Below are 21,997 nucleotides of genomic sequence, written 5' to 3' on the forward strand. Positions count from 1 at the left end.
CACTTTCACCTAAGCGCGAACTTGTTACCGCGAACGGGAACACCTATGTTCAAACGCAAAACATTACCCATCAGGAGGGGTCATGCGCCTATTCCCAATTGTGACCGCATTACTGGTCGTTGCAGGCCTGTTCATGCTTGTATTTCAGCGAGACACCCTAGACGAAGCTGCCGGCGTGACCGCAGCCTCTGATGCGGCAGTCGATACCGAGGTCGAAGCGGATGCCGCCGAGCAGACTGGCTTGTCGGTTGTTGTTCTTAAATCCGCCGCGCGCGAGATCGAAACCCCCATCGTCATCCGGGGCCGGACCGAAGCCACCCGCCGGGTCGAACTTCGGGCCGAGACCTCGGGACAGGTTGTGTCGGACAAACTGGCCAAAGGCTCGACCGTTGCCAAGGGCGACGTGATGTGCCGACTTGATCCCGGCACTCGTGACGCCAGCCTTGCCGAAGCGAAGGCGCGTCTGGCCGAAGCCAAAGCCCGCGCACCCGAAGCTGAGGCCCGCGTGATCGAGGCTCAGGCCCGTTTGGACGAGGCAACCATCAACCTGACCGCCGCCGATAAATTGTCGCAAGGTGGGTTCGCGTCCGACACCCGCGTGGCCAATGCCCGCGCAGGCGTTGAAGCTGCACGTGCAGGTGTCATTTCGGCCCAATCGGGTGCCGCCAGCTCGGATGCGGTGATCCAGTCGGCCACCGCAGCGGTTGCCGCTGCGGAGCGCGAGATTGAACGCCTCGATATTCGTGCACCTTTCGCGGGTGAGCTGGAAACCGACACCGCCGACATCGGAACCCTGCTCCAGCCGGGCGCCCATTGCGCCACCTTGGTTCAGTATGATCCCGTCCGCGTTGTGGGATATGTGTCCGAGCTTCTGGTTGATCAGCTGTCGACCGGACTTGTGGCAAATGTACGTCTGGCCTCGGGCCGGACCCTGCAGGGCTCGGTGACTTTCGTTGCTGACACGGCAGATCCCGTCACGCGCACGTTCCGCGTCGATGTCGAGATGTTGCCTGCCGAGGGAGAGATCCCCGTACGCGCCGGACAGACGGCCGAAATCGTAGCCAGCGGTCAGGGCACGGTCGCCCATCTGTTGCCGCAAAGCGCTTTGACGCTGAATGATGACGGCAATCTGGGTGTCCGTGTAGCCCTTGAAGATAACACCGCAGGGTTCATGCCCGTGACCGTGGTCCGTGATAGCCTGAAAGGCGTCTGGGTCTCGGGTCTGGGTGAGGCAACGGATGTCATCATCATTGGCCACCACTATGTGACTGACGGGTCTGCCCTTGCCATCACCTATCAGGAGACCGGGCTATGACCGCCATCATTGACTGGGCCTCGGAACGGGCCCGAATGGTCATAGCTTTCGTGATCCTGTCGATTTTGGCAGGCACGATTGCTTATGTTAGCCTACCCAAAGAAGGCGAGCCGGATATCGAAATTCCGGCTCTGTTCGTTTCCGTCCCCTTCCCCGGCATTTCTGCCGCCGATGCCGAGCAGCTTCTGGTCCGCCCAATGGAGACCGAACTGGCCGACATTGATGGTTTGAAAACTATGTCCAGCACCGCTGCCGAAGGCTATGCTGGTGTGGCGTTGGAGTTCGAGTTCGGCTGGGACAAGACCAAGGTCATGGCAGACGTTCGCGACGCCATGAATGGTGCCGAAGGTGATTTTCCGTCGGGCTACGACAGCTATTCCGTGAACGAAATCAACTTCTCGGAATTTCCAATCATCATCGTAAACCTGACCGGCAACGTGCCAGAACGCACACTGGTTCAGATTGCGCGCGATCTGCAAGATCGGCTGGAAGCGCTGGACAGCGTGCTGGAAGCCTCACTGGCCGGCTATCGGGATGAGATGATCGAAGTCGAAATCGACCCGCTGAAGCTGGAAGCCTATAACGTGACCGCAGGCGAGCTGATCTCGGTTGTGCAAAACAACAACCAATTGATCGCAGCGGGGGACATCAAGACGCCGACGGGCTCGACCGCCATCAAGATCCCGTCGTCCTTTGATGAGCTTCAGGATATTTATGACCTTCCGATTAAGGTGAATGACGACAGCGTGGTAACGCTTGGCGATCTGGCGACGATCCGACTGACCTTTGAAGACCGCGAGGGCACCGCACGTTTCAACGGCGACACCACCGTCGCGCTTCAGGTCGTTAAGCGCAAAGGCTTCAACCTGATCGGCACCGCAGCCGAGGTGCGCCGTGTCGTGGATGAGACCCGCGAAGACTGGCCGCCGGAGTTGCAGAAAGCCGTCTGGGTTGGCGTGTCCAACGACCAATCCATCATTGTCGACAGCATGGTGCGCCAGCTTGAGGGCTCGGTTGTAACGGCAATTGCGCTGGTGATGATCGTGGTGCTTGGGGCTTTGGGCACACGCCCTGCCCTGTTGGTGGGTTTTGCCATCCCAACCTCGTTCCTGCTTACCTTTGCACTGTTTGGAGCACTTGGGGTCACGATCTCGAATATCGTGATGTTCGGCCTGATCCTGGCCGTAGGGATGCTGGTCGACGGAGCAATTGTTGTCGTCGAATATGCAGACAAGAAAATCAAGCTGGGGGTCGGCCCCATGCAGGCCTATACGATGGCCGCGAAACGGATGTTTTGGCCGATCGTCAGCTCGACCGCGACCACGCTCTGCGCCTTCCTGCCGATGCTGTTCTGGCCGGGAATTCCCGGACAGTTCATGGGCTGGCTGCCCAAAACACTGATCTATGTGCTGTCGGCTTCGCTTTTGGTGGCGCTGGTTTATCTACCGGTTGTCGGCGGCGTTTCAGGCCGCGTCAGTCGCTTGTTTGGCACACTCTCCAAAGCCCTGTCCTATGCGCCGATCTGGGTCCGGGTGCCGCTGGCAGTGATCTTTGCCTATGTGCTTTTCCTGTCGGGCCTGCAACTCTTGAACCCGGGCTATATCTTCGGCGGCACCATCCCGATTGAGGGCGCAATGGCCATCCTGCCCGGTGCACTGATGTTCCTGATCGGGGCGTCTGGTACCTCCATTGCGATGGGGTCGATTGACTGGCACATGCCGTGGTACCGCGAAGATGATCACATCCATGGCGGCTATCAACGCACCAAGTTTGGCCATGTCATTCATTTCATCGCGGGCAATCCAATCATGCCGATTGTCTCGATTGTTCTTGTGATCACCTTCGTCGTAACCACATTTATCACCTTCGGGCGCAACAGCCTTGGGGTCGAGTTCTTCACGGACAGCGAACCCGAGCAAGCCATCGTCTATGTCCGTGGGCGCGGCAACCTAAGCGTTACGGAAAAGGACGCCATGGTTCGGCAAGCGGAAGAGATTGCGCTGAACACCAAAGGCATCGAAAGCGTCTTTGCCTTTGCTGGCGCTGGCGGTCTGAACCAGAACACTGGCGGGGCCTCAGGCCCGCGCGACACGGTGGGGCAGTTGCAGATTGAACTTGTCGCCTGGGCCGACCGCCCGTCAATCGAGAAAGATGCAGCGCTCTTCGGGTTCATCCCCTTCACAACGCGCGAGATTGATCCCGAATATGACGGCGATGCCGTGATGCTGCGTCTTGAAGAGAACCTGAAAACCATCCCCGGCATTCGGATCGAGGTTCTGAACCTGAACCGCGGCCCGGCGTCCGCCAAGCCGGTGCATCTGCGTCTGAAAGGCGACAATTGGGAGGTCTTGCAAGCTGCGACCGAGGCCGCCGTCACCCAGTTCGAGGCCACCCCCGGTCTGAACGCCATCGAGGACACCCTGCCCCTGCCCGGCATTGACTGGCAGCTGCAGGTCGACGTGGCTGAGGCCGGGCGCTTCGGCACCAATGTCGCCACCGTGGGCGGTATGGTGCAGTTGATCACCAACGGGATATTGTTGGACACCATGCGGGTCGATAGCTCGGACGAAGAAATAGAAATCCGCGTCCGCCTGCCCGAAGAAGACCGCGTCTTGTCCACGCTGGACACTCTGCGTCTGCGCACGCCGGGCGGTCTGGTGCCGCTGTCCAACTTCGTGACCCGCCAACCTGTGCCCAGCTTCTCCCAGATCGACCGGGTGGATCAAAGCCGCTACTACGACGTGAAAGCGGCCGTGGTCAGCGATCTGGTGCGCTTAACAGGCGAAGACGGCAGTGAACAGGTCGTCACGCTGGACGAGGCCGCGAAGATCATGGAGGACACGCCTGATCTGACCCGTACCCCGGTGACGCCTGCCGTGCAGATTGCCACATTGACCGAATGGATCGAAGCCACGGGCCTGCCCGACGGTGTCACCTATGAATGGACCGGCGATCAAGAGGATGAGGCCGAAAGCCAAGCTTTCTTGGGTCAGGCCTTCATCGGCGCGCTGGGGCTGATGTTCATCATCCTGCTGGCGCAGTTCAACAGCGTCTACAACTCGGTTCTGGTGCTTCTGGCGGTGGTCCTGTCGACCACGGGTGTGCTGATCGGGATGATGGTGATGCAACAACCATTCTCGATCATCATGACCGGCACCGGGATTGTCGCGCTGGCGGGGATCGTGGTGAACAACAACATCGTCTTGATTGACACATATCAGGACTATGCGGGTCACATGCCCAAGATCGAGGCCATCACCCGCACCGCCGAGGCGCGTATCCGCCCCGTTCTGCTGACCACAATCACCACGATGGCCGGTCTGGCCCCGATGATGTTCGGCCTGTCGCTGGACTTCTTCGGCGGCGGGTACTCGATCGATAGCCCGACCGCGCTGTGGTGGAAGCAGTTGGCAACCGCTGTGGTCTTTGGTCTTGGCATTGCGACAGTTCTTACGCTGGTCTTCACGCCCTCGATGCTGGCCTTGCGGGTTTGGATCTCGGCGGGCGCGTATCGGTCGATCACACTCTTGGAAAGCCTTGCCCGCAGCTCGGGCCAGACGGCCCGCGACCGCATGCTGGAAAAAGCCGCCAAGAAGCAAGAGCTGCACGAGTTGCAGTGGGTGGACGATGAGCCTGTTTTGTCCGCGGCAGAAGCTGCCTCAACAGCGGTCGAGACGTCGGCCCCGGCAACCCCCGAGGCGTTGCAGCCTGACCCCGACCCCAAACCGGCAAAGCCCGGCAGCGGTAAGGAAGCTGCAGAATAAAGGAAAGGCGCAGAGTTCTCTGCGCCTTTCTTCGTTTCAGGAGTGGGATGGATCAGCCCGCCAATGCCTCGGGCTCTTCTTCACTGGCTTGACGCGCCCACATCGCAGCATACCGTCCGCCCTGCTCCAAAAGCGCATCATGCGTACCTTGCTCGACGATCACGCCTGCTTCCAGCACAACGATTTCATCTGCATCCACGATGGTGGATAGGCGGTGTGCGATGGTGATCACCGTGCGCCCCTGCCCCATCTCGCGCAGACTGTCCTGAATGTCGCGTTCGGTCTGGGTGTCCAAGGCCGAGGTCGCCTCGTCCAGCAAAAGGATCGGAGGGTTCTTCAGAAGCGTCCGCGCAATGCCCACGCGCTGCTTTTCACCGCCGGACAGTTTCAACCCGCGCTCGCCCACCTGCGTTTGATAGCCGTCGGGCAGCTCCATGATGAAGTCGTGGATCTTGGCGGCCTTAGCGGCGGCTTCGATCTCGGACCGGGAGGCCTCGGGGCGGCCATAGGCGATATTGTAGAGCACCGTGTCGTTGAACAGGACTGTATCCTGCGGCACTACGCCGATCTGGGCATGCAGGCTGTCCTGAGTGACGTCGCGCACGTCCTGCCCGTCGATGGACAGGCTGCCATCATTCACGTCGTAAAACCGGAACAATAGCCGCCCAATGGTGGATTTCCCCGACCCGGACGGGCCTACGATCGCCACGGTTTTCCCTGCGCCCACATCCAGAGAAACACCTTTCAAGATCGGGCGTGCAGCTTCATAGCCGAAATGGACATCACGGAAAGAAAGCGCCCCACCTGTCACGGCAATCTCAGCGGCATCTGGTTTGTCACTTACGTCCGCAGGCTGCTCTAAAAGATCGAACATTTCGCTCATATCCACCAGCGATTGCCGGATCTCGCGATAGACCGTGCCAAGGAAGTTCAGCGGCATGGTGATCTGGATCATATACGCATTGACCATGACGAAATCGCCTACGGTCAGCTGCCCGTTTTGAACGCCAACAGCCGCCAGAACCATCACAGCGACCAAACCGCCCGTGATCAACAGGGCTTGCCCGAAGTTCAGGAAGGCCAGCGAATACGAGGTTTTCAATGCGGCCTGTTCATAGCCCGCCATCGCACTGTCATAGCGCGCGGCCTCGCGCTTCTCGGCTCCGAAATACTTGACGGTTTCGAAGTTCAGAAGTGAATCAATGGCCTTTTGGTTGGCATCTGTGTCCTGATCGTTCATTTCCTTGCGGATGCGTACGCGCCACTCGGTCACTTTGAAAGTGAACCAAACGTAGGCCCAGATCGTGACCACTACGACCGCCAGATACCAGACGTCGAACGTCACAAACAGGATCAGCGCGATCAAGCCAAGTTCAAGGATCAGTGGTCCCATCGAGAACAGCATGAAGCGCAGAAGGAACTCGACCCCCTTCACGCCACGTTCGATGATACGGCTTAGGCCACCGGTCTTGCGCGTGATGTGATAGCGCATGGACAAGCGGTGAATATGGGTGAAGGTTTCAAGCGCCAACTGGCGCAGAGCGCGCTGACCGACACGGGCAAAGATCACGTCGCGCAGCTGCTGGAAACCGTTGCTCATCAAGCGCGCCATGCCATAGGCCAAGGTCAGCCCCACTGCCCCTGCGCCGAGCATAACGGCTGGTGCCGTGCTTTCGCCGGCAAGTTCGTTCACGGCCCAGCCATAGAACCACGGCGTTGCCACCGCGACCAATTTCGCTAAAAGAAGCGCCAGCATCGCCAGCACGACGCGGCGTTTCACCCAAGGGTGATCCTCGGGCCAAAGATAGGGAGCGACGCGCCGAATGGTGCGCCAATTGTTGTCTGGAAGCTCGGTCGAAGTGATGCGGCTGGGCGCCATGGCGTCTTGTCCTGACTGCTTAGAAGTTCAGCGCGACGCAAGGTTCAGGCTTGCATCGTTTCAATATTTCATCAATATTTGAACTATGGAACAGAGTCGAGTCCTGAAATCCTTGTCTGCCATGGCCCATGACACGCGGCTTGAGATCGTGCGCCTGTTGGTGCCACGCGGCGATGACGGGCTGTGCGCTGGTGACATTGCGCAAACGCTTGGGGTGTCAGCCTCGGGCCTGTCCTTTCACCTATCGCAACTGGAGCAAGCAGGACTTCTGACCTCGCGTAAGGAAAGTCGCCATGTGATTTATGCAGCAGATCGGGCGGCGCTTGGTGGCGTTATTTCCTATCTGCTGAATGATTGCTGCGCTGGGGCTGCCGATATTTCCGGCTGTATCGCGACAGCTGCGCAGAAGGCCTAGAGGGGCTTTGCCCCTCGCCCCTTCGTGGCTCACCCCAGGATATTTCGGGTAAGAAAATAAGGTGCCGGCGTTACTCTGGGATCGAGAAGACTTGCCCCGGATAAATCAGGTCGGGATCGCGGATCTGGTCGCGGTTTGCCTCGAAGACACGTACATAGAGTGGCCCTTCCCCCAGCGTATCTCGGGCAATGGCCCAAAGGGTCGACCCGGGTTGAACCGTCACAGCTTCGACCTTCGCAGGATCCTCGGGCGTAGACGTGACAGCAGCGATTTGCGCCACATCTTCACGTTTGAACGGGGTCTCGGTGCGCGAGGTAACAGTGCCATCGGCGGCAAGCTCGTCCACGCGCAGGGTATAGATGCCTGCCTCGACATCAGGAAGCGGCAGACGCCATTGCCCGTCGTCGGGAATAGGTGCGGTTTTGACCGGGGTATTGTCCAGATAGACACGCAATGCGCTGCCCCCGGCGGCACGCCCTGACAAGGCAACCTCGCCCTGATCATCATAGGTTATGGCGTCGATGATGACGTTTTGAACAGTCAGATCCCCGACTTCGTCTTGAAGGACCGTGATGCCTTCGTCATCCGCCAATAGGACACGCGGTGCTTCGGTGGCCTCGGGGGCCGAGGGCTGTTCCGGCGCTTCACCTTCATCTTGTGAATCCGCGATGACAGGCGTGTCAGGGGCCGCCTCAAGTGCTGTTGTGCGAGGTTCGATCAAAATGGTTTGTGGCGGGGCCGCGCCCTCGACAACTTCGCCCGCCTCGTTCAGGGCTTGCAAGCTGAGTTGACCGGCCGCAGTGATGGGCACGTCCAACAGGGCCACAAAATTTCCCGCATCATCAGCCGTTAGCGTTTCGATCGGCGCGCCATTCAAGGACAGTTGAACGGTGGCTCTTGGGGCGGCATGTCCCGCGATCACCGCGCGACCATCCGGATCGACGCGCACGACGTCAAAAGCGGGCGCTGTTTCCTTAGCAGGTGACTGCGTGTCTGTCGTGTCCTGAGCAATGTCGGGGTCTGCGGTTTCGACAGGCTGATCTATTTGCGGGACGGCGGCGGTCTTCACATCCGGGTCCGAAACAGGCGCCGAACCGCGTTGCCCAAGGGTGTAGTATCCCAACACCGCCACGACCACAGCGGCCCCAATTCCAATCCAGATCTTACCAGCGCCCGCGGCGCTGCCTGACTTTTCCGCCATCTACATCCCCTGTTGCGATCTTACTGCCGCGTCATCTTGCCCGACCCTAGCAATACGGCTAACACCGGTCAAAAGATCATTCCGATATATTCTGCCCGGAGGGCCTCATGACACAACATACAGCTTCGATTTGCGTTTACTGCGGCTCTCGTATGGGAGGTGACCCCGCCTATCGTGGAAGCGCCGAGACGCTGGGTGCAGCCTTGGCAAACAACAATTGGCGTCTGGTTTACGGCGCCGGGGATGTCGGGTTGATGGGCGAAGTTGCGAAAGCCGCGCAAACGGCTGGTGCTGACACGTTCGGCGTGATCCCCGAGCACCTGTTAAACTGGGAAGTCGGTAAGCGAGATCTAACCAGCTTCATCGTGACCGAGAACATGCACGAGCGCAAAAAGGTCATGTTCATGAATTCGGACGCTGTGGTTGTGCTGCCCGGTGGTGCAGGATCACTGGACGAGTTTTTCGAGATCCTGACTTGGCGCCAGCTTGGCCTTCACAAAAAGCCTATCTTGCTTTTGAACGTGAACGGGTTCTGGGATCCGTTGATTGGGCTGCTGGATCACGTGATCACCCAAGGCTTTGCCGAAGACAGCCTGAAAGGCTTCGTCACCGTGGTGGATGATGTGGATCAAGCGGTGGCGGCCCTGCGCGACGCTCTGTCCTGACGATAAGCGCCCGCCGAGTAGATCGCCAAAGCGGCCCAGATCATCGGGAACGCGATCATGTGCCAGATCGTGATCGGCTCGCCCAGAATGGCCACGGCGCAGAGGAACTGTAGACTGGGATTCAAATATTGCACCACGCCCACGGTCGACAGCTTCAAGCGTCGTGACGCATAGCTGAACAGCATCAGCGGACCGCCAGTCAGCAGGCCCGACCCAATCAGCATCGCGCTGGCAACGAGGTCGGTGCCGAACACTGCTCCATTGCGCCCCAAGATCCCCGCCCAGCCCTGTGTGTGTGTCCCCCAGAGCCAGATCAACGCAAGTGGCGCAAGGAACAGCACCTCGGCCGTAACAGTAACCACAGGACCTGCTGAAATCAGTTTCTTGATCACGCTGTAACCTGCGAACGTACCGCCAAGCAGCAGCGCCAGCCAAGGCGCCACCCCTAGCCCGATGGTCAGGGTCAAAACCGCTCCGGTGGCCAAAAGCACTGCGGCCAGCTTGCTGGCGGACAGGCCTTCGGCAAAGAACAGCATACCCAGCGTTGCCATGATGAGCGGGAAGATGAAGTAACCAAGGCTGGCCTCGACCACCATGCCGACCTGCACCGACAGGATGAACCCACCCCAGTTGACCGAGATCATTACGGCCGCCAGCAGCACCAAAAGTGCTGTGCGCCCGGTCATCAGTCCGGGAATCTCCCACAGCCGACCCTGAAGCGTTAGATAGAGGCCCAACAGAACCAGCGACCAAAGGGTACGATGGCTCAGAAGCTCCAATGGAGGCACATGGGCAAGCATGTAGTAATAGAGCGGTGACAAGCCCCAGACTGTACAGGCCACGATAATGGCGATGACGCCTTTGGTTTTGTCGCTCATGCGCCCCTCCTGCTTCACCCGCAGACTTGGCACAAAAAAAGCGGCCACCCAAGGGGCAGCCGCATCTAATCTTGTGATCTCGGGCATCACGCCCGGATGGGTTACAGGCGCGAGGCCACGTTTTCCCAGTTGACCAGATTGTCGAGGAAGTTCGACAGATAGGCCGGACGCTTGTTGCGGAAGTCGATATAGTACGAGTGCTCCCACACGTCGCAGCCCAGAAGCGCGGTCTGGCCAAAGCACAGCGGGTTCACGCCATTTTCGGTTTTGGTCACAGCCAACGAGCCGTCAGCGTTCTTGACCAGCCAAGCCCAGCCCGAACCGAACTGACCCGCGCCAGCAGCCGAGAACTGCGACTTGAATTCGTCAACCGAGCCGAAGCTTTCAGTGATCGCTTTTTCCAGCTCACCCGGCATGGCAACCTTGCCCGGGCCCATCATTTCCCAGAACTGGTTGTGGTTCCACAGCTGCGAGATGTTGTTGAAGATACCGTTCTGAGCAACAGCTTTGTCGTCATAGGTGCCAGTGATGATCTCTTCGAGGGTCTTGCCCTCCCACTCGGTGCCAGCGATCAGCTTGTTGCCGTTGTCGACATAAGCCTTGTGGTGCAGGTCGTGGTGAAACTCCATGGTTTCAGCCGACATGCCGAACTCGGCCAGTGCGTCGTGTGCGTATGGAAGATCGGGAAGTTCAAAAGCCATTTTGGGCCCCCTGTTCAGTGCGTGTTTCTGTTGCCTACTAGATGGGGCAGCGGAAGGGGGAAGGTCAAGAGGGACCGCCCCCCTTATGTGTTTACTTTGCGACCTCACAAGTGCCTTTCGAACGAAATGTGTTGTCGTACCCAACGATCATCGCTCGGATCGTCGCTGCGCCGTTCGCCTTCTGGCGGGTCAATCGATAGCTGATGTTCATGTTGATTGAGTTGCCGCGATCAGCGTTCGTCCCAAAGTCGCCTTGGACTTTCCATGAGTAGGTGATCCTTTTGTCGTTGTTGACAGCGACCTTTGCGACGATCGGCTGCCCGTATACTTCGTCGATCAGACCGTCATAGGCGTAAGTTTCACCTTCTTCTTCGATGGTGAAGATCACAGGGGCTATCCCCTGTTTCTCTTGCATCGTGCATTTGTAATCTACTGCGTAGGCGGCTGTAGATACTCCGATTGCAGCAATAGTAAAAACGCTACCACATACTGTTCGAATCATAGCTTAGTTCTTGACAATTATCTGCGTACTAGGAGGTCAAAGACCTTAAGTCACTTGGTGACTTTGCAGGTCCCCGTATCACGGAAGGTATTTTGATAGCCGAGTGGCTTCATAGTGATCACCGCTGACAGCGATGGTTTTTTGATCGTAAGACTGTAGACGTGGTTAGCGTAGGCCACACCTGATCGGCCCGTAGACGTCCCACCAATCGTATCCAGACGGTACCGGAAGCTTGTGCGCTTTGCATTGTCTGTGATGCTCGAGGTTGGAACCGGTTTACCAACATACTTGTTGATAATTCCGTCAATAATCATCGCGGTCCCATTTGCCTCGTCGTAGTTTACGTAGACTGTTGGGCCCATCCAGTTCCCCCCAGATCTACCCATCTTAAGCTTACATTCATAGTTTTTTGCAAATGCCGGCGCCGCTGATACGGCCACTGCTGCGACCAATCCGAAGGTGGGGAAGAATTTCATATCTTGTATCCTCAATACTACGTTAAGCTACTCAAACAAAACAGTTCATCTCGTTTGTCCGAACCAGAGTTAGACAAATTTTCTTCTAATTCCGCTCAACAATTCAACTTCGCGCAGGCGTAAATTGATTCATCTTTAATTTCAACCAAAACAAGATTCTGTTAAAAGCTTCAGACAATCTGTCTGAATGCATCTGAATTATCCGAGCACACGGGAATTGTCAGCGCCCCAACAGTCGACACTGCCCCTCCCCCCTAAAGTCATTTGAATACCCCCGTGGTTTGGACTTGACGATCAGCCGCAATGAAGGCTTCAGCAGCGTCGCTCGGAAGGCCAAAGCTGATGTGAATTGCCGACCGGGGCCGGCCCGATTGGTCAGGTCTTTGATTTCCCAAGAAATCGTCAGGCGTTTGTCATTTTCCACGACCACGCGCGCGGGAATGGGGTCTCCGATAAAGTACTTAATCAGTGGGTCCCAGACTTCGGCGTCCAACTGTCCTTGAACGTGTTCAAATATCAGGCGTTCGGGGATCCATTCCCCTGTTCCGTCCGGGCGTATGTCACAACGAAAAATCTCGCCCTGTGCCATTGCTGGCAATAGGGCGAGAAAAGCAATCGCTACACTGTTACGCATGGCGCAACGATAGGCCAAATCTCGCTAAGGTAGCAAGTATTTATATCCTAAAGAGGAGGTCAGGATTACCAGACCTCTCCCCCGGGTTGGGCAGCGTCTTTCAGAAGATCAAACGCGTATTGTGCGACCGAGCGGAAGCAAACCAGAACGGCCGTTTCGTCATCTTCCAAATAGAAAGCGGCAGGGATCTGTGCGATGCGGGTACGGCGTAGCATACCCGGCTGTATGACCGAGGTATCGGCCGGAGCCAGCTTAGCGATCACTTCGCGGCAGGCAGCGCCTTTCACGCGGTACACGGCACGGGCGTCCGAGACGTTGACGACCAGCGAATGCTCGTCGCCGAGCGACTTGGTTGCAGCCTCGACAATCGCAGGTGCTTCGGCATGATCGACGATCAGCAACAGCTCGTCCGGTGACATCCAGCCCACACGGCCTTTGGCCCCTTCCGCGACCTCGCCCTGCCCTGGCATGGCGGCCCCTGTGACGGCTTTCACCGCCTTGGCGACGCCCTTGGACGCAAGGTCCCCGCGCAGGGTGATCATGCCGGTCAGGCCAGCCTCTTCGACTTTACAATAGCCGTCAAACGACGCGCCTTGGAGTGCGGATACAGCGTTAGACATTCTGCTTCTCCCCTTCCTTGTCATAGAAGACCGGATCGCAAATCCGCGCCTTGATCACCGTGTTCGAACCATCGACTGTGGGGAAGCTGATCACTTCGCCCATACGGTCGGGACCGTGCAAAACCAGACCCATCGCGATGCCCTTCTTCAGCGTCGGCGAATAATAGGTCGAGGTCACGCGTCCGATCATGTTGCGTTGGCCGTGGACATTGTTGCCCTCACCCACTGCATAGGCACCATCCGGCAGGACAGACCCGTCCAGCGTTTCCAGACCCACCAGTTTCCAGCGCTCAGGATCGGTCATGTGCGACCGCTGCTGCGCACGCTTACCAAGGAAGTCTTCCTTCTTCTTGGAGATCGCCCAGTTCAGCCCAAGATCCTGCGGGATCACGGTGCCGTCGGTCTCATCCCCGATCATGATAAAGCCCTTCTCGGCGCGCATGATGTGCAGACACTCGGTGCCATACGGCATCACGCCGAACTCTTCACCCGCTTCCAGAAGCGCATCCCAGAAGGCGCGACCCTGGCTGGCAGGTACAGCGATTTCGTAGGACAGCTCGCCCGAGAACGAGATGCGATAGACCCGCGCGTCAAACCCGCCAATGGTGCCGTCTGTCCACTGCATGAAGGGCAGTGTTTCTTTCGAAACGTCCATACCGCCGAGCTTCTCCAACACCTTGCGGGCGTTGGGGCCAACTACGGCAACTTGCGCCAGCTGCTCAGTGATGTTGGCGACATAGACTTTCCAGTCCCACCATTCGGTTTGCAGCCATTCCTCCATCCACGCATGGATGCGGTCCGCGCCGCCCGAGGTGGTGTGGCAGAGCCACGTGTCCTCGTCGATACGGGCCACAACGCCATCGTCCGACAGGAACCCGTTTTCCGAGCACATCAGACCATAGCGGCATTTCCCAATCGCAAGGTTCGACATCATGTTGGTGTACATCATGTCCATGAACTTGCCCGCATCGGGGCCTTTCACGATCAGCTTGCCCAGCGTCGAGGCGTCCAGCAGGCCGAGGTTTTCGCGGGTGTTCAGCACCTCGCGGTGGACCGCTTGTTCATTGGTTTCACCCGGTTTGGCATAGCAATAGGGGCGACGCCAGTGGCCGACGGGTTCCATGTAGGCGCCCGCGTCTTCGTGCCACTGATGCATCGGCGTGCGACGGATCGGCTGGAAGATTTCATGGCGCGCTTCACCTGCAATCGCGCCAAAGCTGATTGGCGTATAAGGCGGGCGAAAGGTGGTGGTTCCGGTGGTTGGAATTTCCTGATCCAACGCATCAGAAAGAACAGCCAAGCCATTGATATTGGAGAGCTTCCCTTGGTCGGTCGCCATACCAAGCGTGGTGTACCGTTTGGTGTGCTCAACACTTTCATAGCCTTCACGCGCAGCCAGCTGAACGTCGGACACTTTCACGTCGTTCTGGTAATCCAGCCACATTTTCATGCGCTTCTCAGGACCCGCGCCCTGCGGCATGATCCAGACCGGCGCCATCGGCTGAGCATCTTCAGCGTCTGCTTTCGGACCAGCTTTGCGCACGGCTTTGCCGCCAGCCGCTTTGGCCGCAGCTTTACCTGCGTCATAGGCATCCGACAGCGTTTCCGCCAGTGACATCGCGCCCGAGGCGGTGCCTGCGGTTACAACGAAGGCCTCGCCGTCATGGCTGGTCGGTGCGCGGTTCGGATCTGGGCGGAAGTGGGCGTACGCCTCGTCCCAGATCAGCTTGCCGCCGCAATGTGACCACATGTGCACGACCGGGGACCAGCCGCCGGACATGGCAACCGCGTCGCATTTGATCTCTTCCAAAGCCGAGCCCTCGCCCGCCTGAAGACAGATCGACACGCCGGTGACGCGCTTGCCGCCGTGCACTTTGGCGATAGCGCGACCCGGTTCAACCCGGATACCTGCGGCCCGGGCGGCTTCTGCCAACGGACCAGTTGCTTCGCTGCGCGCATCCAGAACCACGGGCACGTCCAGCCCGGCCTCTTTCAGCGTCAGCGCCGTGCGGTACCCATCGTCATTGTTGGTCACAACCACGGTGCGGTCGCCGATGGACACGCCCCAGTTCACCGCATAGTCACGCACAGCCGAGGCCAGCATGACGCCGGGAATGTCGTTGCCCGCGAAGGACAAAGGACGTTCGATCGCGCCGGTTGCGGTCACGATCTGCTGGGTACGGATGCGCCACAAACGGTGACGCGGACGTCCGTCGCCCGGCGTGTGATCGGCCACGCGTTCATAGCCCAGCACATAGCCGTGGTCATAGACGCCCGAGGCCATCATGCGGGTGCGCAGGGTGACGTTCTCCATGCCTTCAAGCTCGGCCACGGTGGTGTCGATCCACGCGTCAACCGACATGCCGTCGATCTCGCCGCCATCAACGGCTGCACGACCACCCCAGTGATGGGTTTGCTCCATTACCAGCACTTTCGCGCCCGACCGACCTGCGGCCAGAGCAGAAGCCAGCCCCGCCACGCCGCCACCAATGATGACGACATCTGTGTGGTGGTAATAGTGCTCGTAGCGATCGATATCGGCCTCGGTCGGGACTTGGCCCAAACCGGCGGATTTACGGATGATCGGTTCAAACACGTGCTTCCACGCGGCCGCAGGGGCCATGAAGGTCTTGTAGTAGAACCCCGCCGGTAGGAAGCGCGCGGCGTAGTTGTTCACCACGCCCACGTCGAACTCAAGGCTCGGCCAGTGGTTTTGCGATGTCGCATAGAGACCGTCAAACAGCTCGGTCGTGGTGACGCGCTGGTTGGGTTCAAAGCGCCCACCCTGCCCCAGATTGACCAAGGCATTCGGCTCTTCTGCGCCAGAGGCCACAACACCACGCGGACGGTGGTATTTGAACGACCGGCCCATCAGCATCTGGTCTTCGCCCAGAAGTGCCGCGGCCAGCGTGTCGCCTTCATAGCCCTTCATGCGCTTGCCGTTGAAGGTGAAGTTTTTTGGTTTCGAACGGTCGATCAGACGACCGCCATTTGCCAGACGGGTGCTCATTTCCAGCCCCCCCACTCAGGATGTTTCTTCTTGATCTTGGCGACCAGCTCTTTCGGCGGCTCATAGGTCTGGGCGGAATAGGTGCCGTAAACCTCAAGCGTCATGGTGTTACGCGCCGCGTGGAACCACTTGCCGCAACCCGAGACATGCCGCCAGCGCTCAAAGTGAACGCCTTTGGGGTTCGCGCGGTGGAACAGATAGGTCTCGAAATCATCGTCAGACGAGCCGGGGCCAAAACGCTTCAGATGCGCTTCGCCACCGCCATGCAGGTCCGTTTCATCGGCCATCACGCCGCAGTATGGGCATTCAAGGATCAGCATGGCTGCACCTCATAGTTGACTGTGCTTCCGAACCATGTAGTGCTTTCGGAATGATTGATTTTCTCAGCTTTGAACTGCTTTACGGCCTTATGTTCGCCGCAGCGATCGTGGTTTACCCGTTCCTGAAAAAAGGTAGGAGTCGACCCAAGTCGCGCAAAGACGGCGTCCACAACGCGGACTATCTGAGCAGCCCTTTTGATCCCAACGACAGACGTAACTTCTAACTTCGCCATCAGTGCGCCACCCCCGCAGCTACGCTTTCATCAATGAAGCGTCCTTCGGTGAAGCGATTCAGGCCGAACGCGCCAGCCAGTGAGCCGGGTTCGCCCTTGGCGACGGTTTCGGCCATGGCCCAGCCCGATCCCGGGATCGATTTGAAGCCGCCGGTGCCCCAACCACAGTTGATGAAGCAGTTGCCCAAGGGCGTCTTGCCGATGATCGGCGAGCGGTCTCCGGTCACATCCACGATGCCGCCCCATTGGCGCAGCATTTTCAGGCGCGAGATGATTGGGAAGGTTTCAACCAGTGCGCGCACGGTTTCTTCGACGTGGTGGAATGATCCGCGCTGGGTGTAGTTGTTGAACCCGTCGGTGCCGCCGCCAATCACAAGCTCGCCCTTGTCGGACTGAGACATATAGCCGTGCACAGTGTTGGCCATAACGACCACGTCGATGCAGGGTTTGATCGGCTCTGACACCAGCGCTTGCAGGGCAACGCTTTCCATCGGCAGACGGAAGCCCGCCATATCAGCCAAGTGGCCTGCGTTGCCCGCAACAACCATCGCCAGCTTATCGCAGTCGATCTGACCATGCGTCGTGTCAACGCCGGTGACGTTACCGTTTTCCTGACGCACGCCAGTCACTTCGCATTTCTGGATGATGTCCATGCCCATATCGGAACAGGCACGGGCATAGCCCCACGCCACCGCATCGTGACGCGCGGTGCCTGCACGAGCCTGCCACAGCGCACCCAAAACGGGATAGCGCGGGCCGTTAATGTTCATGATCGGCACCAGTTCCTTTACGCGCTCGGGCGAGATGAACTCGGTCGTGACACCTTGCAGTGCGTTCGCATGCGCCGTGCGCTCATATCCGCGCACCTCATGCTCGGTCTGGGCGAGCATCATGACGCCGCGGGGCGAGAACATGACGTTATAGTTCAGGTCCTGCGACATCGTCTCGTACAGAGACCGCGCCTTTTCATAGATCGCCGCCGAGGGGTCTTGCAGATAGTTCGAGCGGATGATGGTGGTGTTCCGGCCCGTGTTGCCGCCGCCCAGCCAGCCCTTTTCGATGATCGCCACATTGGTGATCCCGAAATTCTTGCCAAGATAAAACGCCGTGGCCAACCCGTGGCCACCAGCCCCTACGATCACCACATCGTATTTCTTCTTGGGTTTGGGCGATTTCCAAGCCCGCTCCCAACCGGTGTGATAGCGCGCAGCTTCCCGCGCGATGGCAAATGCCGAATAACGTCGCATGCGATTCCCCTGTTTGGGTTTTCGGTTTGTGTCGGTTTTACGCCGAAGCGACATGACACCATTCAAGATCAGCGTCATTTGATCGGAAAAAGACGACATATTCCACAAATCACGTCACTTTTCCGGCATGCCGATTGTCGCAGGCCCTGATCTGGGGTTTTGCGATGGGGCTTAGCGCATTACATGGGGTGAGCTACTGTTTGCAAAGCCGCGCGGAGGATACATGGATAACTTGGCATTTTGGGCCATCATTGGTGCTGCCACATTGGCAACCATCCTTGTTCTGGCGCGGCGAATACTCGCGGTCACTGCTGATGAGACGCCAGATGGCGACGAAAAGATGAGTTCAGACATGAAGGTCTATCGCGACCAACTGTCTGAATTGGACCGCGATATTGCCCGCGGTACGATCTCGAAAGCAGATGCCGAGCGCGCACGCGTCGAAATCTCGCGCCGACTTCTTGATGCAGATAAAACGGCGAAAGCCCGCAAAGCCGCCAAAGACACACCCAAAGGCCTAACCCGCGCGACGATGGCCATCATCGCAATCGTTCTGGGGGCCGGAAGCCTTGGTCTTTATTGGACCATCGGTGTTCCCGGCGCCCCCGACTTTGGCCGCGCCAAGCGTATCGCGATCAGTGACGAGGTCCGCCAGAACCGTCCCTCGCAAGACCAAGCAGAGGCGCAGATGCCCGTCTGGGCTGGGCCACCTATCGATGCCCCGGCAGACTATATTGAGCTGGTCGACGGCCTGCGTAAGGCCGTGGCTGGCCGCCCCGAGGATCCCCGCGGATTGGACCTTCTGGCCCAGCACGAAGCGGCACTTGGAAACTTGGTCGCCGCCCGTACGGCCATGGGGCAACTGCTTGAGTTAAAAGGCGACACCGCAACGGCGGATGATTTCGCGCGCCAAGCAGAGTTGATGATCAACGCAGCCGGAGGCTTTGTGTCTCCGGATGCCGAAACCATGCTGAGAAACGCATTAGAGCGCGATCCGAACCATGCTTTCGCGCGCTTCTATTCCGGGCTGATGTTTGCCCAGAATGGCCGTCCGGATCTGGCATTCCGCCTATGGCGTCGACTTTTGGAGGAGGGCCCCGCTGATGCCGAATGGTGGCCCTCAGTTCGCGATCAGATCGGAGATCTCGCGGCCCTTGCCGGCGAGAACTACACCCCGCCGGAAGCACCCGCCATGCCCCCCGTTGCTGGCCTGTCCGGCCCGAGCGCTGAAGACATCGAAGCTGCATCCGACATGTCCGGTGAAGAACGTGCTGAGATGATCCAATCCATGATCACCCGCCTGTCGGACCGCTTGGCGACCGAAGGCGGCACGCCCGAGGAATGGGCGAGGCTGGTTTCGGTCCTGGGCGTGGTTGGTGACACCGATCGCGCTGCGGCGATCTGGGCCGAAGCGCAAACCATCTTTGCAGATCATCCCACAGCACTTGAAACCGTGCGCGCAGCCGCCCAGCAGGCAGGTGTTGTGCAGTGATTTTTGACAGCATCGAAGATTTTGCCGCCGCCCTGCCCCCAATGACGGCTCTGGCTGGGCTGGATCTGGGCACCAAAACCATCGGCGTCGCGGTCTCGGACAGCTTCCGGCAGGTGGCCACCCCGTTGGAAACCGTCAAGCGCAAGAAGTTCACGCTGGACGCGGAACGTTTGCTTGAGATTGCGAAGGATCGGCAATTGGGCGGACTGGTCCTTGGCCTACCCCGCAACATGGACGGAAGCGAAGGCCCGCGCTGCCAATCCACCCGTGCCTTTGCCCGAAATCTAGAGAAACTGACCGATCTGCCCATTGGCTTTTGGGACGAACGGTTGTCCACCGTTGCAGCCGAACGCGCCCTGCTTGAGGCGGATACGTCTCGAAAGCGTCGCGCCGAGGTGATCGACCACGTGGCTGCCGGGTATATCCTGCAAGGTGTATTGGACCGATTGAGGCATCTGTGATGACAGACGACGTCTGGAAACGAAACGAGATCGCAAGCCCTTGCGTGAAGATCTGCGTGGTCCATCCCGAGGCCCGGATCTGCACCGGCTGCTATCGCTCGATCGAAGAAATTGGCGGATGGTCCGGCATGACCGACGCCGAACGCGCCCAGATCATGGACGAACTTCCCGCCCGCAAATCCAGCCTGACTAAGCGACGCGGCGGACGACGCGCGCGGTTGAAAAAAACCTAATCACCTTCTCTCACCGCATCGTGACAGCACGTCATAGCGCGGCGCGTTAGAGTATCTGGACATGTTTTAGGAGCCCCAGATGCGTATACTTCCCTTGGCCATAGCCCTGTGCAGTCTCCCTGCACTAGCCTCTGCAACGGACTGGAATACACGCCCGGATGATCGGCCCTTGTCAGCAGGAGAACTGCGAGACCAACTGGTTGGGAACACCCTTGTCTTCTTTGACAACGGCACCTCGGTCTACTCGAAAAACGGCGAATATTCCTACACCTACGGCGAAGGCGGCACTTGGTTGGGACATTACGAGCTGAAAGAGGACGGTATCGCCTGCACAACCTTTGTCACCGGAGGTACGCGCTGCGATTTGATTGTCCATAGCGGAGCGCGCCTTACGTTGATCACCGAAGACGGTATGCGTTTCCCCATTCGCGAAGTCACACAAACTGAGTAGTTAAAACGCGCATGGCTTTGCCTCGTGCCCAGCGGGGCAGATGCCGGCTGCGCCGGACAGGGGCGCTGCCCCCGCATGATTTTCCTGCGGAAACTCATGCTCCCCCGGGATACTTCCGGTAAGAAAATGAAAGGGAGGCACGAAGCCTCCCTGAAATGAATGTCTCATTTCCTTACACGGCCATCGGCGTCCCCGCCTGTTCCGTGGCTTCACACTCTCAGGTCAAGGTTAACAACCTCTTATTTTCTTACCAAAAATATCCTGGGGGTGAGAGCCGTAGGCTCGAGGGGGCAAAGCCCCCTATTCCGCCGCTTCCGCATCCGCATCGATCTGAGCCGCACGTTTCTCGACCAGATCGACGATGTGATCGACCATTTTGTCGTTATCCAACTTATGGTCCTGTTTGCCCGCAACATAGACCATACCGGATCCAGCCCCACCGCCGGTAAAGCCCACATCGGTCATCAGTGCCTCACCGGGACCATTTACAACACAGCCAATGATCGACAGACTCATCGGTGTGTGGATATGCGCCAAGCGCTCTTCAAGCGTAGCCACGGTCTTGATCACATCAAATCCCTGACGCGCGCATGACGGGCACGAGATAATGTTCACACCGCGATGGCGCAGGCCCAGAGATTTCAGGATCTCAAAACCCACCTTCACCTCTTCGACTGGGTCGGCAGATAGGCTGACACGGATCGTGTCACCAATACCGGCCCACAGCAGATTGCCCAGACCGACAGCCGATTTAATCGTACCAGACACAAACCCACCCGCTTCGGTAATTCCCAAGTGGATAGGCGCGTCGGTGGCCTCGGCAATGCCGTGATAGGCAGCGGCCGACAGGAACACGTCCGAGGCCTTCACGCTGATCTTGTATTCGCGGAAGTCATTGTCTTCCAGAATTCGGATGTGCTCCAATCCGCTTTCGACCATCGCCTCGGGGCAAGGTTCGCCATATTTTTCAAGCAGATGCTTTTCAAGCGAGCCCGCGTTCACGCCGATGCGGATTGAGCATCCGTGGTCTTTGGCCGCTTTAATCACTTCTCGTACGCGGCCTGCGTCGCCAATGTTGCCCGGATTGATCCGCAGGCAAGCGGCCCCAGCCTCGGCGGCTTCGATTGCGCGTTTATAGTGGAAGTGAATATCGGCCACGATAGGCACCGGGCTTTCGGCCACGATTTCCTTCAGTGCAGTGGTGGATCCTACATCCGGGCAGGAAATGCGCACGATATCGGCACCCGCTTCGGCTGCAGCAAGTACCTGCCCCAGCGTCGCCTTCACATCCGAGCTGTCTGTGTTGGTCATAGTTTGCACCGCAATCGGCGCGCCGCCGCCAACAGGCACATTGCCCACCATGATCTGCCGAGATTTCCGGCGCTCGATATCACGCCACGGGCGAATGGGATTGTGAGACATGTGTAGAATTCCAGCTGGCTTCACTTGGTCAGAGAGATAACCCGCGCACGCACCATCGACAAGGCACGCCCGAAAATT

General features: G+C 58.5%; 21 protein-coding genes. 9 read left to right on the forward strand and 12 right to left on the reverse strand.

The window, feature by feature from the left end; genetic code table 11:
- Positions 1-82: 82 nt before the first annotated feature.
- Both ACP15F_RS07805 and ACP15F_RS07810 read left to right on the forward strand, forming a co-directional pair.
- Positions 83-1,315: an efflux RND transporter periplasmic adaptor subunit gene (locus ACP15F_RS07805; RefSeq protein WP_424940249.1), complete on the forward strand. Its 1,233-nt coding sequence runs from the start codon at positions 83-85 to the stop codon at positions 1,313-1,315.
- On the forward strand, positions 1,312-5,079 hold the full coding sequence (locus ACP15F_RS07810; protein ID WP_424940250.1) for an efflux RND transporter permease subunit: 3,768 nt from the start codon (positions 1,312-1,314) through the stop codon (positions 5,077-5,079). Before ACP15F_RS07805 ends, ACP15F_RS07810 begins: the two co-directional genes overlap by 4 nt.
- A 52-nt stretch (positions 5,080-5,131) precedes the next feature.
- Here ACP15F_RS07810 and ACP15F_RS07815 read toward each other — a convergent pair whose 3' ends face one another.
- Positions 5,132-6,958: an ABCB family ABC transporter ATP-binding protein/permease gene (locus tag ACP15F_RS07815; protein WP_424940251.1), complete on the reverse strand. Its 1,827-nt coding sequence runs from the start codon at positions 6,956-6,958 to the stop codon at positions 5,132-5,134.
- A gap of 85 nt (positions 6,959-7,043) precedes the next feature.
- On the opposite strand from ACP15F_RS07815, the gene ACP15F_RS07820 reads away from it, so the two are divergent.
- The gene (locus tag ACP15F_RS07820) at positions 7,044-7,373 is read left to right on the forward strand and encodes an ArsR/SmtB family transcription factor (protein ID WP_424940252.1); all 330 of its coding nucleotides are present in this window, start codon (positions 7,044-7,046) and stop codon (positions 7,371-7,373) included.
- 70 nt (positions 7,374-7,443) lie between these two features.
- On the opposite strand, the gene ACP15F_RS07825 is transcribed toward ACP15F_RS07820, so the two are convergent.
- The gene (locus ACP15F_RS07825) at positions 7,444-8,574 is read right to left on the reverse strand and encodes a LysM peptidoglycan-binding domain-containing protein (RefSeq protein WP_424940253.1); all 1,131 of its coding nucleotides are present in this window, start codon (positions 8,572-8,574) and stop codon (positions 7,444-7,446) included.
- A 107-nt stretch (positions 8,575-8,681) separates the two neighbouring features.
- On the opposite strand from ACP15F_RS07825, the gene ACP15F_RS07830 reads away from it, so the two are divergent.
- Positions 8,682-9,239, forward strand: a complete 558-nt coding sequence (locus tag ACP15F_RS07830; protein ID WP_424940254.1) for a TIGR00730 family Rossman fold protein — start codon at positions 8,682-8,684, stop codon at positions 9,237-9,239.
- Here the strand turns inward: ACP15F_RS07830 and rarD are convergent.
- From rarD to ACP15F_RS07870, 8 genes are all read right to left on the reverse strand, one after another.
- Positions 9,203-10,117: an EamA family transporter RarD gene (rarD, locus tag ACP15F_RS07835; protein ID WP_424940255.1), complete on the reverse strand. Its 915-nt coding sequence runs from the start codon at positions 10,115-10,117 to the stop codon at positions 9,203-9,205. The two genes, ACP15F_RS07830 and rarD, sit on opposite strands and share 37 nt — an antisense overlap.
- Before the next feature lie 101 nt (positions 10,118-10,218).
- Positions 10,219-10,818 carry a superoxide dismutase gene (locus tag ACP15F_RS07840; RefSeq protein WP_424940256.1) on the reverse strand — a complete coding sequence of 200 codons (600 nt, stop codon included), beginning with the start codon at positions 10,816-10,818 and terminating at the stop codon, positions 10,219-10,221.
- A gap of 91 nt (positions 10,819-10,909) precedes the next feature.
- The gene (locus ACP15F_RS07845) at positions 10,910-11,233 is read right to left on the reverse strand and encodes a hypothetical protein (RefSeq protein WP_424940257.1); all 324 of its coding nucleotides are present in this window, start codon (positions 11,231-11,233) and stop codon (positions 10,910-10,912) included.
- 137 nt (positions 11,234-11,370) lie between these two features.
- Positions 11,371-11,796, reverse strand: a complete 426-nt coding sequence (locus ACP15F_RS07850) for a hypothetical protein (protein WP_424940258.1) — start codon at positions 11,794-11,796, stop codon at positions 11,371-11,373.
- Positions 11,797-12,016: 220 nt separating this feature from the next.
- Complete coding sequence (locus ACP15F_RS07855; RefSeq protein WP_424940259.1) at positions 12,017-12,430, reverse strand: hypothetical protein; 414 nt, start codon at positions 12,428-12,430, stop codon at positions 12,017-12,019.
- A 65-nt stretch (positions 12,431-12,495) separates the two neighbouring features.
- Positions 12,496-13,050, reverse strand: coding sequence for a sarcosine oxidase subunit gamma (locus ACP15F_RS07860; RefSeq protein ID WP_424940260.1), 555 nt, complete (start codon positions 13,048-13,050; stop codon positions 12,496-12,498).
- Entirely contained in the window at positions 13,043-16,060 is a 3,018-nt protein-coding gene (locus tag ACP15F_RS07865) for a sarcosine oxidase subunit alpha family protein (protein WP_424940261.1), read from the reverse strand. The genes ACP15F_RS07860 and ACP15F_RS07865 overlap by 8 nt, the downstream gene beginning before the upstream one ends.
- Complete coding sequence (locus ACP15F_RS07870) at positions 16,057-16,380, reverse strand: sarcosine oxidase subunit delta (protein WP_424940262.1); 324 nt, start codon at positions 16,378-16,380, stop codon at positions 16,057-16,059. The genes ACP15F_RS07865 and ACP15F_RS07870 overlap by 4 nt, the downstream gene beginning before the upstream one ends.
- Positions 16,381-16,430: 50 nt before the next feature.
- Between ACP15F_RS07870 and ACP15F_RS07875 the strand changes: the two genes are divergently transcribed.
- Entirely contained in the window at positions 16,431-16,604 is a 174-nt protein-coding gene (locus ACP15F_RS07875) for a hypothetical protein (protein ID WP_424940263.1), read from the forward strand.
- An 8-nt stretch (positions 16,605-16,612) separates the two neighbouring features.
- Here ACP15F_RS07875 and ACP15F_RS07880 read toward each other — a convergent pair whose 3' ends face one another.
- The gene (locus ACP15F_RS07880; protein ID WP_424940264.1) at positions 16,613-17,860 is read right to left on the reverse strand and encodes a sarcosine oxidase subunit beta family protein; all 1,248 of its coding nucleotides are present in this window, start codon (positions 17,858-17,860) and stop codon (positions 16,613-16,615) included.
- Positions 17,861-18,083: 223 nt separating this feature from the next.
- Between ACP15F_RS07880 and ccmI the strand changes: the two genes are divergently transcribed.
- From ccmI to ACP15F_RS07900, 4 genes are all read left to right on the forward strand, one after another.
- Positions 18,084-19,352 carry a c-type cytochrome biogenesis protein CcmI gene (ccmI, locus tag ACP15F_RS07885; protein WP_424940265.1) on the forward strand — a complete coding sequence of 423 codons (1,269 nt, stop codon included), beginning with the start codon at positions 18,084-18,086 and terminating at the stop codon, positions 19,350-19,352.
- Positions 19,349-19,813 (forward strand): Holliday junction resolvase RuvX, encoded by a 465-nt coding sequence (gene ruvX / locus ACP15F_RS07890; protein ID WP_424940266.1) that lies wholly within the window; start codon positions 19,349-19,351, stop codon positions 19,811-19,813. Before ccmI ends, ruvX begins: the two co-directional genes overlap by 4 nt.
- Positions 19,813-20,046, forward strand: coding sequence for a DUF1289 domain-containing protein (locus ACP15F_RS07895; protein WP_424940267.1), 234 nt, complete (start codon positions 19,813-19,815; stop codon positions 20,044-20,046). The genes ruvX and ACP15F_RS07895 overlap by 1 nt, the downstream gene beginning before the upstream one ends.
- A gap of 79 nt (positions 20,047-20,125) precedes the next feature.
- Complete coding sequence (locus ACP15F_RS07900; protein ID WP_424940268.1) at positions 20,126-20,497, forward strand: hypothetical protein; 372 nt, start codon at positions 20,126-20,128, stop codon at positions 20,495-20,497.
- A 300-nt stretch (positions 20,498-20,797) separates the two neighbouring features.
- On the opposite strand, the gene ispG is transcribed toward ACP15F_RS07900, so the two are convergent.
- On the reverse strand, positions 20,798-21,919 hold the full coding sequence (ispG, locus tag ACP15F_RS07905; protein WP_424940269.1) for a flavodoxin-dependent (E)-4-hydroxy-3-methylbut-2-enyl-diphosphate synthase: 1,122 nt from the start codon (positions 21,917-21,919) through the stop codon (positions 20,798-20,800).
- Positions 21,920-21,997 lie beyond the last annotated feature (78 nt).

Source organism: Aliiroseovarius sp. S253 (genome assembly GCF_049800855.1).
In the GTDB taxonomy this organism is placed as follows: Bacteria; Pseudomonadota; Alphaproteobacteria; order Rhodobacterales; family Rhodobacteraceae; genus Aliiroseovarius.

Excerpts from the sequence above, each read along its gene's own strand:
- ACP15F_RS07805 (WP_424940249.1), top strand. The coding sequence starts at position 83 with ATGCGCCTATTCCCAATTGTGACCGCATTACTGGTCGTTGCAGGCCTG.
- ACP15F_RS07810 (WP_424940250.1), top strand. The coding sequence starts at position 1,312 with ATGACCGCCATCATTGACTGGGCCTCGGAACGGGCCCGAATGGTCATA.
- ACP15F_RS07815 (WP_424940251.1), bottom strand. The coding sequence starts at position 6,958 with ATGGCGCCCAGCCGCATCACTTCGACCGAGCTTCCAGACAACAATTGG.
- ACP15F_RS07820 (WP_424940252.1), top strand. The coding sequence starts at position 7,044 with ATGGAACAGAGTCGAGTCCTGAAATCCTTGTCTGCCATGGCCCATGAC.
- ACP15F_RS07825 (WP_424940253.1), bottom strand. The coding sequence starts at position 8,574 with ATGGCGGAAAAGTCAGGCAGCGCCGCGGGCGCTGGTAAGATCTGGATT.
- ACP15F_RS07830 (WP_424940254.1), top strand. The coding sequence starts at position 8,682 with ATGACACAACATACAGCTTCGATTTGCGTTTACTGCGGCTCTCGTATG.
- rarD (WP_424940255.1), bottom strand. The coding sequence starts at position 10,117 with ATGAGCGACAAAACCAAAGGCGTCATCGCCATTATCGTGGCCTGTACA.
- ACP15F_RS07840 (WP_424940256.1), bottom strand. The coding sequence starts at position 10,818 with ATGGCTTTTGAACTTCCCGATCTTCCATACGCACACGACGCACTGGCC.
- ACP15F_RS07845 (WP_424940257.1), bottom strand. The coding sequence starts at position 11,233 with ATGCAAGAGAAACAGGGGATAGCCCCTGTGATCTTCACCATCGAAGAA.
- ACP15F_RS07850 (WP_424940258.1), bottom strand. The coding sequence starts at position 11,796 with ATGAAATTCTTCCCCACCTTCGGATTGGTCGCAGCAGTGGCCGTATCA.
- ACP15F_RS07855 (WP_424940259.1), bottom strand. The coding sequence starts at position 12,430 with ATGCGTAACAGTGTAGCGATTGCTTTTCTCGCCCTATTGCCAGCAATG.
- ACP15F_RS07860 (WP_424940260.1), bottom strand. The coding sequence starts at position 13,050 with ATGTCTAACGCTGTATCCGCACTCCAAGGCGCGTCGTTTGACGGCTAT.
- ACP15F_RS07865 (WP_424940261.1), bottom strand. The coding sequence starts at position 16,060 with ATGAGCACCCGTCTGGCAAATGGCGGTCGTCTGATCGACCGTTCGAAA.
- ACP15F_RS07870 (WP_424940262.1), bottom strand. The coding sequence starts at position 16,380 with ATGCTGATCCTTGAATGCCCATACTGCGGCGTGATGGCCGATGAAACG.
- ACP15F_RS07875 (WP_424940263.1), top strand. The coding sequence starts at position 16,431 with ATGATTGATTTTCTCAGCTTTGAACTGCTTTACGGCCTTATGTTCGCC.
- ACP15F_RS07880 (WP_424940264.1), bottom strand. The coding sequence starts at position 17,860 with ATGCGACGTTATTCGGCATTTGCCATCGCGCGGGAAGCTGCGCGCTAT.
- ccmI (WP_424940265.1), top strand. The coding sequence starts at position 18,084 with ATGGATAACTTGGCATTTTGGGCCATCATTGGTGCTGCCACATTGGCA.
- ACP15F_RS07895 (WP_424940267.1), top strand. The coding sequence starts at position 19,813 with ATGACAGACGACGTCTGGAAACGAAACGAGATCGCAAGCCCTTGCGTG.
- ACP15F_RS07900 (WP_424940268.1), top strand. The coding sequence starts at position 20,126 with ATGCGTATACTTCCCTTGGCCATAGCCCTGTGCAGTCTCCCTGCACTA.
- ispG (WP_424940269.1), bottom strand. The coding sequence starts at position 21,919 with ATGTCTCACAATCCCATTCGCCCGTGGCGTGATATCGAGCGCCGGAAA.